This window comes from Streptomyces coerulescens (assembly GCF_042657965.1).
Taxonomy (GTDB): Bacteria; Actinomycetota; Actinomycetes; order Streptomycetales; family Streptomycetaceae; genus Streptomyces; species Streptomyces coerulescens.
On sequence record NZ_JBHSKM010000002.1, the window covers coordinates 229,392 to 243,001 of the forward strand.

Annotated in this window: 13 protein-coding genes and 1 tRNA gene; 7 read left to right on the forward strand and 7 right to left on the reverse strand. The window is 71.5% G+C overall.

Annotated elements, in window-relative coordinates:
* Positions 1 to 27: 27 nt before the first annotated feature.
* A complete protein-coding gene (locus ACFPQ9_RS02560) occupies positions 28 to 1,521 on the forward strand; it encodes a CoA-acylating methylmalonate-semialdehyde dehydrogenase (RefSeq protein ID WP_380845768.1) in 1,494 nt (497 codons plus the stop codon).
* A gap of 34 nt (positions 1,522 to 1,555) precedes the next feature.
* Positions 1,556 to 2,341 carry a GntR family transcriptional regulator gene (locus ACFPQ9_RS02565; protein WP_380845771.1) on the forward strand — a complete coding sequence of 262 codons (786 nt, stop codon included), beginning with the start codon at positions 1,556 to 1,558 and terminating at the stop codon, positions 2,339 to 2,341.
* 12 nt (positions 2,342 to 2,353) lie between these two features.
* Here ACFPQ9_RS02565 and ACFPQ9_RS02570 read toward each other — a convergent pair whose 3' ends face one another.
* The 5 genes from ACFPQ9_RS02570 to ACFPQ9_RS02590 all read right to left on the reverse strand — a co-directional run bounded on the left by ACFPQ9_RS02570 (position 2,354) and on the right by ACFPQ9_RS02590 (position 5,755).
* Complete coding sequence (locus ACFPQ9_RS02570) at positions 2,354 to 3,157, reverse strand: DUF427 domain-containing protein (protein WP_380845774.1); 804 nt, start codon at positions 3,155 to 3,157, stop codon at positions 2,354 to 2,356.
* Between the two features lie 45 nt (positions 3,158 to 3,202).
* Entirely contained in the window at positions 3,203 to 4,189 is a 987-nt protein-coding gene (locus ACFPQ9_RS02575; RefSeq protein ID WP_380845777.1) for an aldo/keto reductase, read from the reverse strand.
* 92 nt (positions 4,190 to 4,281) lie between these two features.
* A complete protein-coding gene (locus tag ACFPQ9_RS02580; protein WP_380845780.1) occupies positions 4,282 to 4,944 on the reverse strand; it encodes an NUDIX domain-containing protein in 663 nt (220 codons plus the stop codon).
* Positions 4,945 to 5,119: 175 nt separating this feature from the next.
* The gene (locus ACFPQ9_RS02585; RefSeq protein ID WP_380845783.1) at positions 5,120 to 5,554 is read right to left on the reverse strand and encodes an HIT family protein; all 435 of its coding nucleotides are present in this window, start codon (positions 5,552 to 5,554) and stop codon (positions 5,120 to 5,122) included.
* A gap of 127 nt (positions 5,555 to 5,681) precedes the next feature.
* A tRNA-Pro gene (locus ACFPQ9_RS02590) sits at positions 5,682 to 5,755 on the reverse strand.
* Positions 5,756 to 5,871: 116 nt separating this feature from the next.
* Here ACFPQ9_RS02590 and ACFPQ9_RS02595 point away from each other — a divergent pair.
* The 3 genes from ACFPQ9_RS02595 (at position 5,872) to ACFPQ9_RS02605 (ending at position 9,436) form a co-directional block, all read left to right on the forward strand.
* Positions 5,872 to 6,393 carry a DUF309 domain-containing protein gene (locus ACFPQ9_RS02595; protein WP_380845786.1) on the forward strand — a complete coding sequence of 174 codons (522 nt, stop codon included), beginning with the start codon at positions 5,872 to 5,874 and terminating at the stop codon, positions 6,391 to 6,393.
* Between the two features lie 85 nt (positions 6,394 to 6,478).
* Positions 6,479 to 7,255 (forward strand): precorrin-6A synthase (deacetylating), encoded by a 777-nt coding sequence (cobF, locus tag ACFPQ9_RS02600; protein WP_380845789.1) that lies wholly within the window; start codon positions 6,479 to 6,481, stop codon positions 7,253 to 7,255.
* Between the two features lie 99 nt (positions 7,256 to 7,354).
* The gene (locus ACFPQ9_RS02605; protein WP_380845792.1) at positions 7,355 to 9,436 is read left to right on the forward strand and encodes an MDR family MFS transporter; all 2,082 of its coding nucleotides are present in this window, start codon (positions 7,355 to 7,357) and stop codon (positions 9,434 to 9,436) included.
* A 12-nt stretch (positions 9,437 to 9,448) separates the two neighbouring features.
* On the opposite strand, the gene ACFPQ9_RS02610 is transcribed toward ACFPQ9_RS02605, so the two are convergent.
* A complete protein-coding gene (locus ACFPQ9_RS02610) occupies positions 9,449 to 10,195 on the reverse strand; it encodes a cobalt-precorrin-6A reductase (RefSeq protein ID WP_380845795.1) in 747 nt (248 codons plus the stop codon).
* A 243-nt stretch (positions 10,196 to 10,438) separates the two neighbouring features.
* On the opposite strand from ACFPQ9_RS02610, the gene ACFPQ9_RS02615 reads away from it, so the two are divergent.
* Both ACFPQ9_RS02615 and ACFPQ9_RS02620 read left to right on the forward strand, forming a co-directional pair.
* Positions 10,439 to 11,908 (forward strand): alpha/beta hydrolase, encoded by a 1,470-nt coding sequence (locus ACFPQ9_RS02615; RefSeq protein WP_380845798.1) that lies wholly within the window; start codon positions 10,439 to 10,441, stop codon positions 11,906 to 11,908.
* A gap of 133 nt (positions 11,909 to 12,041) precedes the next feature.
* Positions 12,042 to 12,854 (forward strand): HAD-IIA family hydrolase, encoded by an 813-nt coding sequence (locus ACFPQ9_RS02620; RefSeq protein ID WP_380845801.1) that lies wholly within the window; start codon positions 12,042 to 12,044, stop codon positions 12,852 to 12,854.
* Here the strand turns inward: ACFPQ9_RS02620 and ACFPQ9_RS02625 are convergent.
* Positions 12,834 to 13,607 (reverse strand): sulfite exporter TauE/SafE family protein, encoded by a 774-nt coding sequence (locus tag ACFPQ9_RS02625; protein ID WP_380845804.1) that lies wholly within the window; start codon positions 13,605 to 13,607, stop codon positions 12,834 to 12,836. The genes ACFPQ9_RS02620 and ACFPQ9_RS02625 overlap by 21 nt on opposite strands.
* Positions 13,608 to 13,610 lie beyond the last annotated feature (3 nt).

Consider the following 13,610-nt stretch of genomic DNA (forward strand, 5'->3'; position numbering starts at 1 on the left):
CCCGTACTCGAAAGGCGCTTTCGCACCATGAAGACCATCACCCACTGGATCGACGGCAAGCCGGTCGAGGGCACCTCCGGCCGCTTCAGCCCCGTCTACAACCCGGCCACCGGTGCCCAGGAGAAGCAGGTCGCCTTCGCGACCGTCGACGAGGTGGACGCCGCCGTCGCCTCCGCCAAGGCCGCGTTCGAGAGCTGGGGGCAGTCGTCCCTCGCCAAGCGGACCGCGATCCTGTTCAAGTACCGCGAGCTCCTTGACGCCCATCGCGACGAGATCGCCGAGCTGATCACCGCCGAGCACGGCAAGGTGCACTCCGACGCGCTCGGTGAGGTGGCCCGCGGGCTGGAGATCGTGGAGCTGGCCTGCGGGATCTCCGTGCAGCTCAAGGGCGAGCTGTCGACTCAGGTGTCGACCCGGGTGGACGTGGCCTCGATCCGTCAGCCGCTGGGCGTGGTCGCCGGCATCACGCCGTTCAACTTCCCCGCCATGGTGCCGATGTGGATGTTCCCGCTGGCCATCGCGTGCGGCAACACCTTCGTGCTGAAGCCGTCCGAGAAGGACCCGTCGGCGTCGTACCGGCTGGCCGAGCTGGCCACCGAGGCGGGACTGCCGGAAGGTGTGCTGAACGTCGTGCAGGGCGACAAGGTCGCCGTGGACCGGCTCCTCGAGCACCCGGACATCGAGGCGGTCTCCTTCGTCGGCTCGACGCCGATCGCCAAGTACATCCAGCTCAAGGCGGTCGAGCACGGCAAGCGGGTGCAGGCGCTCGGCGGCGCCAAGAACCACATGCTGGTCCTGCCGGACGCCGACCTGGACTTCGCCGCCGACCAGGCGATCAACGCCGCGTACGGTTCGGCGGGCGAGCGCTGCATGGCCGTGTCGGTCGTGGTCGCGGTCGGTGACACGGGCGACGACCTGGTCGCGAAGATCGCCGAGCGGGCGAAGAACCTGAGGATCGGCCCCGGCAACGACCCGGCCTCCGAGATGGGCCCGCTGATCACGCGCGAGCACCGCGACAAGGTGGCGTCGTATGTGGCTTCCGCCGCCGAGCAGGGCGCGGAGGTCGTGGTCGACGGCACCGGCTACACGGTGGACGGCCACGAGGACGGCTTCTTCCTCGGCGTGTCCCTCCTCGACAGGGTTCCGCCGGCGGCGGACGCCTACCGGGACGAGATCTTCGGCCCGGTCCTCGCGGTGGTGCGTGCGGAGACGTACGAGGAGGCCATCAGGCTGATCAACGACTCCCGCTGGGGCAACGGCACCGCGATCTTCACCCGGGACGGTGGCGCCGCCCGCCGCTTCCAGCTGGAGGTGAAGGCGGGCATGGTCGGCGTGAACGTGCCGATCCCGGTGCCGGTCGGCTACCACTCCTTCGGTGGCTGGAAGGACTCGCTCTTCGGCGATCTGCACATCTACGGCAACGACGGCATCGCCTTCTACACCCAGGGCAAGGTCATCACCACGCGCTGGCCGGACCCGTCCGACGGCGGCATCAACCTCGGTTTCCCCAGCAACTCCTGAGCAACTCCTGACACCCTGACCGGGAGGTCGTCCCATGGCGAAGCCCCGCGGCTCCGCGCGCGCCGCGTCCGCCTCCGCGCTGGACGCGCTGGACTTCGCCCTGGACCGGGGCAGTCCCGTGCCGCTGTACTACCAGCTCGCCCAGCAACTGGAGTCGGCGATCGAGCACGGGGTCCTCGCCCCGGGCAACCTCCTGGGCAACGAGGTGGACCTGTCGGTGCGGCTGGGCCTGTCCCGGCCGACCGTCCGGCAGGCCATCCAGTCGCTCGTCGACAAGGGGCTGCTGGTGCGGCGGCGCGGGGTGGGCACCCAGGTGGTGCACAGCCAGGTCAAGCGCCCGCTGGAGCTCAGCAGTCTCTACGACGACCTGGAGGCGGCCGGACAGGGTCCGACCACGCGGGTCGTCCGCAACGAGCACGTCCCGGCGACCGCCGACGTGGCGGCCGCGCTCGGCATCGCGGAGGGCGCGGAGGTCACGCTCCTGGAGCGGCTGCGCTGCACGCACGGCCAGCCCGTGGCCGTCCTCTGCAACTACCTGCCCGCGAGCCTGCTCGACCTCGACACCGCACGGCTGGAGTCGACGGGCCTGTACCGGATGATGCGGGCCGTCGGCATCACCCTGCACAGCGCCCGCCAGACCATCGGCGCCCGCTGCGCCACCGCCGAGGAGGCCGAGCGGCTGGACGAGAAGGAGGGCGCCGCGCTGCTGACCATGCAGCGCACGGCGTACGACGACACGGGCCGGCCGGTCGAGTACGGGACGCACATCTACCGCGCGTCCCGGTACGCGTTCGACTTCCAGCTGCTGGTACGGACTTGAGGCCGCGGCCGGTCAGGACTTGAGGCTCGCGGTGAAGGGCGTGACGGGCCGCTGCAGGCGTTCGCCGTCCACGACGATGTCCACCGCCTCGTTGTAGAAGGCCACCATCCCCTTGATCGGCCCCACCGCGGGCAGCGGTTCGGCGTAGCTCCAGACGATGTTCCGCGGGACGTCGCCCTCGCCGCGCCAGGTCCAGTACTGGGCCGTGCCCTTGTACGGGCACCCGGTGTGGTGGTCGGTGGGCTCGAACAGGTCGAGCCGGACGTCCTCGCGGGGCACGTAGTACCGCGTCGGCAGCCCGGTCTCGTACAGCAGCACGGGCCGCAGGGTGTCCGCGACGACCGTGCCGTCGATCTCGACCTGGACATGGCGGCTGCTGGGCATGGCGTCCACCCGTTTGTGCGGGTCGCGCGGGTGGATGAAGATCTCTTCCTCCTCCTCGAACCAGTGGTCGAGGCCGCTGCTCCAGCGCCAGAACCACTCGAAGGCGATGTGTCCGGCGAGGTCGGCGGCGGGGAAGGTCCATGCCGCGTTCTCCACCAGCTCGCCGTCGACTTCGAGGTCGTAGAAGATCCGCGAGCCGGTGTGCTTGCCCGGTGTCGGCTTCCCGGCCGGGCGCAGGAGGTCGGTGCGGACCTCCTCACGCGGGAAGGCGTAGCACGGGACGGGCAGATCGGGTTCCCAGACCAGGACGGGGTGCCGGCTGTCGACGACGGTGACGTCACCCTTGAGGCCGCGCACCCAGCGCTCGCTGGGCTCCCACAGGAGGCCTTCGGGGGTCGTACGGACGTTCCGCTCGTTCGGGAACAGAGGCATGGCCACTCTCCTTCGGTTCCTCTTCGGAGCGTACTCCCGGGGTGGTCAGTGAGCCGCGTCGAGCCGGGCCCGCTGCTCCTGGGTGAGCTCCAGGTCCACTGCGGCGAGGCTCTCCTCCAGCTGGGCGACGGACGACGCCCCGACCAGGGGAATGACCGGCAGCTCGGCCCCGATCTGCCAGGCCAGGACGACCTGGTTGAGGGTGGCGCCGGTCTCTTCGGCGACCTCGCGCAGCACTCGCAGACGGGCCGGGGTGCCCGGGTGGTCGAAGTCGCCGGGCAGGGCGACGTCCGGTCGGGTGTACGCGCCCTTGAGCAGCGGTGAGTAGGCGACCAGGGTCAGAGCGGGCTCGGCCCGCAGATAGCTCAGCAGCTCCGGGCCGGCGTGGCCGAGGCTGCCGTCGGGGAAGAGGCCCTCGGGGACGTCGACGCGGGGCCGCAGATGGCTGTGGGCGTACTGGAGCACCTCGTACCCGGGCAGTCCCGCCTCCACGGCGAGCGCGCGGGCCCGCTCGACCCGCCAGATCGCGTGGTTGCTGACACCGAGGAGGCCGACCGCGTTCTCGGCGACCAGTTCGGCGAACCCCTCGACGGTCTCCTGGAGGGGAACCTTCCGGTCCTCGATGTGGGCGTAGAGCAGGTCGAGCCTGTCCACACCGAGCCGGTCGCGGCTGCGCTCGGCGGACTCGCGGATGACCTTGGCCGACAGGCCCTCCGGGTTGTCGACATAGCTCGTCCCCGGGGCGAGCGGACGCGCGCCGAGCTTGGTGGCGATGACGATCTCGTCGCCGACGCCGCGGCTGCGCCGCCACCGGCCGAGGAGTTCCTCGCTCTGTCCGCCCTGGCCGCCGTCCTCCCAGAAGGCGTAGTTGTCGGACGTGTCGATGAAGGTCCCGCCGGCCTCGACATAGCGGTCGAGTACGGCGAAGGAGGTCTCCTCGTCGGTCCGTGAGCCGAAGAGCATCGCGCCGAGCGCGAGGACGCTGACCTCGCGGCGGGTGTTCGGGCCGGTGCCTATGGTGCGGTACTTCATGGGTGGGTCCCCTCCCGTTCGCGCGCCCGGTTCTCGGGGCACGAACGGGAGTCTTCATGCTGAAGCGCACTCCAAGTCAAGGGAGTGCACGCTCACTTGGCGAACGGGCCCTCCAGCGCCGCCCATTGCAGCAGCATGATGGTCTTGGCGTCGGCGATCTCCCCGGTGCGGATCATCTCCAGGGCCCGGCGGAAGGGCAGTTCGAGGATCTCGATGTCCTCGCCCTCCTCGTCGAGGCCGCCGCCCTCGTGGGTACGGGTGGAGGGGCCGTAGGCGGCGGCGTAGAAGCTGACGCGTTCGGTGACGGACCCCGGGCTCATATAGATGTCGAAGACGTGCTGGACGTCGCCGATGGTGTGCCCGGTCTCCTCCACGACCTCGCGCCGCACGGCGATCTCCGGGTGTTCGTCATCGTCGTCGAGCAGTCCGCCCGGGGTCTCGATCAGCATGCCGTCGGGGTGGCCGTTGACGTAGACGGGGAAGCGGAACTGGCGGGTGAGCAGGACGGTTTCGCGTTCGGCGTCGTAGAGCAGCATGGTCGCGCCGTTGCCGCGGTCGTGCGTCTCGCGCTGCTGGGTCCGCCAGGTGCCGTCGGCGTGCTGGAAGTCGAAGGTGGTGGCGCGCTCGACGTACCAGTGACTGGACAGGAGCTGCACGTCGCGCACCTTGACGCGGGGGTTGCCGGTCAGGTCCCGGCCCGCCCGGTCGAGTCCGGTGCGGCCGCGGCGGTCGGGCGTGTCGATGCCGGCGGTCATCGGAGACCGGCCGGGAGGATGAGCGAGTTGGTCATGGCCCGCTTCTACCATCCGGGCACGGCGGGCGTCGTACGGTCCGGGTGACGGGCGGGTAGGGCCGGGTGACGGGCGGGGGCGTCCGGGCGTCGCCACCCGCACGCCCGGGCCGTACGGCTGCCGGTCTTCGGGGCCGGAGTCAGGCCGCCCCCGGCGCCACCGCCTGCTCGAAGCCGAGCTCGCGCAGGGCGACGCGGAGCCTGTCCGCCGCCTCGTCCAGGACCGCGGTGTCCTCCACCGGCTTCGCGTGGTCGAAGTTCAGGTTGCCCATGCCCCACATCGGCGCCACGTGGATGTGCAGGTGCGGCACCTCGAAGCCCGCGATGAGCAGTCCGGCGCGGGGCGCGTCCCAGGCCCGCTGCACCCCCTGGCCGACCGCCTGCGCAACCTGCATGCAGTGGGCCAGCAGCTCACCGTCGACCTGTGTCCACTGGTCGACCTCACGCCGGGGCACCACAAGGGTGTGGCCGGGCGTCAGCGGAGCGTGGGACAGGAACGCCGTCGCGTGTGTGTCCTGCCAGACGAACCGGGCGGGAAGTTCGCCGTCCATGATCCGGGAGAAGACGGTGGTCATGCGTGCCCCTTCGCTGCGGAAGATCTCTCGGAGCCGAGCCTACGCAGTCGAGCGGGCGCTCGATCATGGATTCGGGCACACGAAAAGGGCCTCCGCGGGCTGCTGCCCACGAAGACCCTTCGCACCGTCGGGACGACAGGATTTGAACCTGCGACCCCTTGACCCCCAGTCAAGTGCGCTACCAAGCTGCGCCACGTCCCGGTGCCTCTCGCGCGGTGAACCGCGTGATCGCGCGTACAGCACTTTACCTCACGCCGACGACCGCACCGAAGCGGGCATCCATCCGCCCGGGGACGGGGCGATGGACAATCGGGGGTATGGGCAGCACATCGTCAGGACGACAGACCGCGGCACGGGACCGGGACAGCGAGGGACGGGCACGCAACGCCCGGCCCCGGGACGGTCTGGGGAGGCCTCTGCCGTACGGCGCGGACGGCGTCGCCCGCCAGCCGGAGGGTGTCGTCCGCACTCCGGGGGCGTCGGTCGCGGAGGCGCAGGAGCTGCTGGACGCGGGGAAGCCGTTCCATGCGCACGAGGTGTTCGAGGACGCGTGGAAGACCGGCCCGGAGCGGGAGCGGGCCCTGTGGCGCGGGCTGGCGCAGCTGGCCGTGGGGCTCACGCACTCGGCACGGGGGAACGTGACGGGTGGCGCGAGGCTGCTGCGGCGCGGGGCCGGGGCCGTGGAGGAGTGGGCGGCCGAGGGCGGGGAGCCGCGGCCGTACGGGATGGATCTCGCGGGGCTGGCCGCGTGGGCGCGGGAGCTGGCGGGGGACGTGGAGGACGGCGGGCAGCCGGTGGACGCGCGGGAGCGGGCGCCTCGGCTGCGGGAGCGGGCGTAGGCGGGTCCGGTGCACAGAGGGGCCGGCCGGTCCGGTGTCCGGACTCGGTGACGGCTCTGTCAGTGGCGTGCGGCAGACTCGGGGCGTGCGAAAGATTCATGTCATCGGGATCGGGGCGGGCGACCCCGAGCAGCTGACGCTCCAGGCGGTCAGGGCGCTGCGCGGTACGGATGTGTTCTTCATCCTCGACAAGGGCGAGGTGAAGTCCGACCTCACGCGGCTGCGCCGGGACCTGCTGGACGCGCACATACCCGAGGGGACGTACCGGGTCGTCGAGGCCCGGGATCCCGAGCGGGACCGGTCGGCCGGGGGTTCGGCCTACTCCCCCGCCGTCGGGGACTGGCGCAGTGCCCGCGCCGGGATCTACGAGCGGCTGATCGCCGAGGAGCTTCGCGAGGACGAGACCGGCGCGTTCCTGGTGTGGGGGGATCCGGCGCTGTACGACAGCACGCTCGGGATCCTGGAAGAGGTGCTGGACAAAGGCGCCGTGGAGTTCGAGTACGACGTCGTGCCCGGCATCAGCAGCGTCTCCGCGCTGGTCGCCCGGCATCGGACAGGGCTCAACCGGGTCGCGCGGCCGGTCCAGATCACCACGGGGCGGCGGCTGGCCGAGGGCTTCCCGGAGGGTGTGGACGACGTGGTCGTGATGCTCGACGCCCACCAGACCTTCCGGCAGTACGCCGACCAGGACATCGAGATCTACTGGGGCGCCTACATCGGCACTCCGGACGAGATCCTCGCCTCGGGCCCGATCGCCGAGGCCGCTCCCCGTATCGAGCGGTTGCGTGCGGAGGCGCGGGAGCGCAAGGGCTGGATCATGGACACGTATCTGCTGCGCCGCGGGCACGCGAAGGAGCAGTAGGCGGGGGCCGGCCGGGAACCGGCCGGACCTGCGGTTTTACGCCACCCGAGTGGACCGTTCCCGCATGCGGCCCCGGTTCCTCGCTGTGATCGTGGCCCCGTGACGCTCGCCGAGGGAGCCGCGCCGCCCGCCGCCTCCCAGCCGCCCGTGCTGGACTCGCGCCGCCGGAACGTCGTCTTCGTGACGATCATGCTGGGGATGCTGCTGGCGGCCCTCGACCAGACGATCGTGGGCACGGCACTGCCGACGATCGTCTCGGACCTGGGCGGCGCCGAGCACATGTCGTGGGTCGTGACGGCGTATCTGCTCGCGGAGACCGTGGCGACGGTCCTGGTCGGCAAGTTCGGCGACATGTTCGGTCGGAAGCTGGTCTTCCAGATCTCCGCGATCGTGTTCATCACCGGGTCGTTCCTGTGCGGTCTGGCGTCGAACATGACGATGCTGATCCTGTGGCGGGCCATGCAGGGCATCGGCGCCGGCGGGCTGATGGTGACGGCCATGGCGCTGATCGCGGACGTCATCCCGCTGCGCGAGCGCGGCAAGTACCAGGGTGCGATCGGCGCGGTGTTCGGGGTGGCGACGGTGATCGGGCCGCTGCTGGGCGGGCTGTTCACGGACCATCTGACCTGGCGCTGGGCGTTCTACGTCAACGTCCCGATCGCGATCGTCGTCGTCTTCGCGGCGGCCCGGACGATTCCGGTGGTCAAGTCGGTGTCCCGGCCGGTGATCGACTATCTGGGCATCGGGCTCGTCGCGGTCGGCGCGAGCGCGCTGATCCTGGCGACGAGCTGGGGCGGCAACGAGTACGCGTGGGGCTCCGGCGTCATCATCGGGCTGTTCGTCGGGGGTGCGGTCGCGCTCGGGCTGTTCTGCTGGGCGGAGACGCGGGCGGCGGAACCGATGCTGCCGATGCGGCTGTTCGCCGACCCGGTCTTCGGGGTCTGCTCCGTCCTCAGCTTCATCGTCGGCTTCGCGATGCTCGGCGCGCTGACGTATCTGCCGACGTATCTGCAGTACGTCGACGGCGACTCGGCCACGGTGTCCGGGGTGCGGACCCTGCCGATGGTGATCGGGCTGCTCATCGCCTCCGTGTTCAGCGGCAACGTCGTCAGCAAGACCGGGACGTACCGGATCTTCCCGATCGTCGGCTCGCTGGTGATGGGCGTCGGGCTGTTCCTGATGTCCCTCATGGGGCCGTCGACCGGCGCGTGGCAGGCGTCGCTGTACATGTTCGTGCTCGGTACCGGCATCGGGTTGTGCATGCAGGTCCTGACGATCGCCGTGCAGAACACCGTCGACTACGCCGACCTCGACACCGCGACCTCCGGTGTCACCTTCTTCCGTACGCTGGGCAGTTCGTTCGGCACGGCCGTCTTCGGGACGATCTACACCAACACGCTCACGCCGAACCTCGCCGACGGGGTCGAGGCCGCGGCGCGGGTGGGTTCCGGGCTCGATCCGGCCGCCATCTCCCGGGCCGCGACCAGCCCGGAGGGCCTGGACGGGCTGCCGCCGGCGGTCGCCGCGCCGATCGTCGACGCGTACGCCGCCACGCTCCAGACGGTGTTCCTGTGGACAGTGCCGGTCGCGGCGCTCGGCTTCGTGGTGGCGCTGTTCCTCAAGCAGGTCCCGCTGCGCGACAGCGCGCGCATGGCCTCCACCGACCTGGGCGACGGGTTCGCGTCCCCGCACGACGCCAATGCCCAACGGGTACTGGAGGCGGCTGTCGGGAAGATCATCGGAAGCGCGGGGCCCGATGCCGCACGCCGGGTCGTCAGCGCCTCCGACACTCGTCTGGACGTGGCCGGCGCATGGGCGGTGATGCAGGTGGAGATCCTCGGCATCCTGGTGGGCCACGCGAGCCTCGGACTGATCGCGGCCCGCCGCCACCTCCCTCCGGAGGTACTCCTCCCCGTCTTCGACCGGATGGTCGACGAGGGCTACCTCACCCGCGACGGCTCCCTGCTCTCCCACACCCCGGCAGGCGCCCGCGAGGCCCGCGCCATCGGCACGGCCTGGGCCTCCTGGCTGGAGGAACGCGTTCACGAGGACATCGGCCGCCCACCCGGCACGGACCTGCGCGCCGCCGTCCACACCATCGCCAAACGCCTCCTGGTCGAGGACCTCACCGAGGGCCTGACGGGGCGCGTGCCGGAGCGGGCGCTGAGCGAGTCCCGCTGAACGGCGGCCTCGTCACGGGGTGAGGCCGAGCCGCTCCAGCACCCCCGTCACATCCGGCACCGTCTCCACGCCCCCCGGGAGCGCGGGCCGGCGTACGACCACGACCGGCAGGGCCAGGCTGCGGGCGGCGGTGAGTTTGGCGGAGGTCGCGTCTCCGCCGCTGTCCTTGGTCACCAGGACGTCGATGCGGTGCTCGCGCAGCAGCGCCGATTCGTCGGCCGGGGTGAAGGGGCCGCGGGCCAGCAGCACCTCGGTGTGCGGGGGCAAGGGGGGCGCGGGCGGTTCGACGGAGCGTACGACGAAGTGCAGGTCTCTCAGGTGGGCGAAGGCCGCGAGGCCCAGACGGCCGGTGGTGAGGAACACGCGGTGCCCGAGGCTCGGCAGCAGGGCGGCGGCCTCGTCGAGGGAGGCGGCGTCGTGCCAGCGGTCGCCCGGGCCGGGGTGCCAGCCGGGGCGGCGCAGGACCACCGTCGGGACGGCTGCCGACCCGGCGGCGCGGACCGCGTTCGCCGTGATCGACTCGGCGAAGGGGTGCGTGGCGTCGACGAGGAAGTCGACGTGCTCGGCGCGCAGCCAGTCGGCCAGACCTTCCGCACCTCCGAAGCCCCCGATCCGCACTTCCCCCTCGATCGCGCCCGGCCGTGACACACGCCCCGCGAGCGAGGTGGTGACACGGACACCGGGCCGCGCCGCGAGGACGGCGGCCAGTGCACGGGCCTCGGTGGTGCCGCCGAGGATCAGGATGTGGCAGGGGGGCATGGGGCGAGCGTACGAGGTGGGGTGGCAGGGGCGGGAGGCGGAGGTCAGCTGCCCGCTCGGGCACCCCGCATGCCCGGATTCGTCAATTCCGGTGCCCGCGGGGGCTCGTGGTCGCGCCCGTTCCTGTTCGACCCGGCGAACACTATGAACACAACGGTCGGACCGTGGTCCCTCGGGCCCGCCGCTCCCTAGCATCTCGGCGCACGGCTTGACGACGCGCCGACGAGGACGAGGAGCACCGTCTTGGACTGGACAAGAACGACCTCAGTGATCCGCAGGTCTGTCCCATCGCCCGCACAGCGGCGCACGACGCTGGCCGCGGTGCTGGCCGGTGCCCTCGCCGTCGGTATCCTCGTCGGCGCCTCCAACGCCCGGGGCGAGACGGCACAGGGACCGGCGCCCGCCGAGTGCCCCGCCGAACTCGCCGGCCGGGCCGACTGCTACACCGGCCGTGACGCGAACGGCGCCTACTACGCCGTCGCCATACCCGACGACTGGAACAAGTCGCTCGTCGTGCACGCCCACGGCGGCCCCGACCTCGGCGCGGAGTCCGACCCCGCGCGCAGCATCGACGACCTGGGCCGCTGGTCGGTGATGGTCAAGGAGGGCTACGCCTGGGTGGGTTCGTCGTACCGCCGGGGCGGCTACGGCACGCGGATGGCCGCCGCCGACACCGAGAGCGCGCGCCGGCTGTTCGTCGAGGAGTTCGGCAAGCCGCGACGGACGTATGTGCACGGCCAGTCGTGGGGCGGGAACGTCGCCGCGAAGGTCGTGGAGACGTACGGCGGGCAGCACGGGGCCTACGACGGAGCCCTGCTCACCAACGGCGTCCTGGGCGGCGGCTCGCGCGGCTACGACTACCGGGTCGACCTGCGCGTCGTCTACCAGTACTACTGCGGCAACCACCCCCGCCCGACCGAGCCCCAGTATCCGCTGTGGCAGGGCCTGCGCGCCGGTTCGACCATGACGTCCGCCGGGCTGCGCGCCCGGCTCCAGGAGTGCACCGGGTACGCGTCGCCCGCGGCCGAGCGGACCGCCCTCCAGCAGCGCAATCTCGACGACATCCTCGCGGTCACGCACATCCCCGAGCGCACGCTGGAGTCGCATCTGCGCTTCGCGACCTTCACGTTCCGCGACATCGTGCACGAGCGCCTCGGCGACCGGAATCCCTTCGGCAACGAGGGCGTCCGCTACTCCGGGTCGCACGACGACGAGGCGCTGAACGCCGGTGTCGAACGGTTCGCCCCCGACCCCACGGCCGTACGGGACCTGTCGTACGACAGTGATCTCACGGGCAAGGTCTCGATCCCGGTGCTCACGCTGCACGCCATCGACGACCCGACGGCGTTCGTCGAGCACGAGGCGGCCTACCGGGCCACGCTCCAGGGCGCCCGGCGCGACGGGCACCTGGTGCAGACGTTCACGAACGAGCACGAGCACAGTGAGCTGAGCGACGCCGAGTACGCCACGTCCATCGCCGCCCTCGACACATGGGTGCGCAAGGACGAGAAGCCCACCCAGCGGTCGGTCGCGGCGGCGTGCGGCGCCTTCGACGAGAAGTACGGCACGGGCTGCCTCTACGACCCCGAGTTCCGCCCGGCGCCGTACGCCTCGCGCGTCGAGCCGCGGCCGGGCGGGCTGCGCTGGCCGGCCATGACGGCCGCTCAGGAGCGGACGTGGAGCGGGATCGAGGGCGTCGGCATCGCTCCCTGAGCAGGAGCGTCGGCATCGCTCCCCGAGCAGGACGACCGGCCCGGCCCGGGGCGACGACCGGACCGGCCGGGCCGACGACCGGGCCGGTCACGTCGGCCGGGCCCTGCAGGGTTCCGGCCGCTATCGTCCTGGTATGGGATCCGTACGGGCCGTCCTCATCGACATCGACGGAGTCCTCACCGTCTCGTGGCGGCCGCTGCCCAAGACGGTCGAGGCGTTGCGGGAGATCCGTGAGGCGGGGTTCGGCGTCGCGCTGGTCACCAACACGACCTCGCGGACCCGGGCGTCGATCGCCCGCACACTGGCGGACGCCGGGTTCCCGGTGTCCGCGGACGACATCCTCACCGCGCCCGCCGTCACCGCCGCCCATCTCGCCGAGCACTTCCCGGGCGCCCGAGTCGCGCTGCTGAACAGCGGCGACATCGCGGAGGACCTGGCGGGGATCACGGTCGTCGGCGAGGACGAGACGGATGTGCCCGACGTCGTGGTCGTCGGCGGTGCCGGGCCCGAGTTCGGGTACGCGGCGCTCGACCGGGCCTTCGGGTATCTCCAGCGCGGGGCGCGGCTGGTGGCCATGCACCGGAATCTGTACTGGCGTACGGACCAGGGACTGCGGCTGGACGCCGGTGCGTTCCTGGCCGGGCTGGAGAAGGCCGCGCGGGTCGAGGCCGAGATCACGGGGAAGCCGTCGGCCGCGTTCTTCGAGGCCGCGCTCGCGCATGTCGGGGCCGGTGCCGACGAGGCGGTGATGGTGGGCGACGACATCGAGTCCGATGTCCTGGCGGCGCAGCGGGCCGGTGTCACGGGCGTGCTGGTGCGGACCGGCAAGTATCTGCCTCAGACGCATCGGGACGCGAGCGGTACGCCGGACCATGTGATCGACTCGTTCGCCGATCTGCCCGCCCTGCTGACGGAACTGCGCGGATCAGCGCAGCAGCAGTTGTAGGCCGCCCACCACCGTCGCCGCGATCACGAGCTGCTCGAACAGCCGCTGGTTGATGCGGTCCACCGCCCATTTGCCGAGCACCGCACCGGGCACGACGAAGATCACCAGCGCCGCGTCCAGCAGGAGCGAGTTCCCGTCGATGAGGCCGAGCCCGGCGCTGAAGGGCACCTTGGAGACGTTGACGATCAGGAAGAAGAAGGCGGACGTCCCCAGGAAGCCGAGCTTGCGGAAGCCCGCCGACAGCAGGTACATCGACATCACGGGGCCGCCCGCGTTGGCGACCATCGTGGTGAAGCCGCCGAGGACGCCGTACGAACGGGCCTTGACCCGGCCGGCCCGGGTGGCGACCGAGTCCGGCTCGGCCTCCTTCTCGGCCGTACGGCGGCGCCACACCGTGACGCCCGCCATCAGCAGCAGGATCGCGCCGATCGACGTCCTCACGATCGCGTCGTCGGCCCAGACCAGGAACAGCGTGCCGAACACCACGCCGGCGGCGACCGCGGGGAACAGCCGCCACAGGGTGGGCCAGTGGGCGTGCCGCCGGTAGGTGAGTACGGCGAGCACATCGCCGGCGATCAGGATCGGCAGCAGGATGCCGGTGGAGGCACGGGCGGGCAGGACGGCGGCGAAGATCGCCAGGCTGACCGTGTTGGCCCCGCTCACCGCTGTCTTCGAGAAGCCGACGAGCAGGGCCGCGAAGGCGAGCGCGGCGAACTCCCAGCCTGTTATGTGCCAAAGCGTCATCGTGTCCATGCG

What these genes read in the sequence shown, in the direction of transcription:
- ACFPQ9_RS02580 (WP_380845780.1), bottom strand. Translation starts at nt 4,944, where the DNA reads ATGACCGCCGGCATCGACACGCCCGACCGCCGCGGCCGCACCGGACTC.
- ACFPQ9_RS02620 (WP_380845801.1), top strand. Translation starts at nt 12,042, where the DNA reads ATGGGATCCGTACGGGCCGTCCTCATCGACATCGACGGAGTCCTCACC.
- ACFPQ9_RS02565 (WP_380845771.1), top strand. Translation starts at nt 1,556, where the DNA reads ATGGCGAAGCCCCGCGGCTCCGCGCGCGCCGCGTCCGCCTCCGCGCTG.
- ACFPQ9_RS02570 (WP_380845774.1), bottom strand. Translation starts at nt 3,157, where the DNA reads ATGCCTCTGTTCCCGAACGAGCGGAACGTCCGTACGACCCCCGAAGGC.
- ACFPQ9_RS02560 (WP_380845768.1), top strand. Translation starts at nt 28, where the DNA reads ATGAAGACCATCACCCACTGGATCGACGGCAAGCCGGTCGAGGGCACC.
- ACFPQ9_RS02585 (WP_380845783.1), bottom strand. Translation starts at nt 5,554, where the DNA reads ATGACCACCGTCTTCTCCCGGATCATGGACGGCGAACTTCCCGCCCGG.
- ACFPQ9_RS02595 (WP_380845786.1), top strand. Translation starts at nt 5,872, where the DNA reads ATGGGCAGCACATCGTCAGGACGACAGACCGCGGCACGGGACCGGGAC.
- ACFPQ9_RS02625 (WP_380845804.1), bottom strand. Translation starts at nt 13,607, where the DNA reads ATGGACACGATGACGCTTTGGCACATAACAGGCTGGGAGTTCGCCGCG.
- ACFPQ9_RS02610 (WP_380845795.1), bottom strand. Translation starts at nt 10,195, where the DNA reads ATGCCCCCCTGCCACATCCTGATCCTCGGCGGCACCACCGAGGCCCGT.
- ACFPQ9_RS02575 (WP_380845777.1), bottom strand. Translation starts at nt 4,189, where the DNA reads ATGAAGTACCGCACCATAGGCACCGGCCCGAACACCCGCCGCGAGGTC.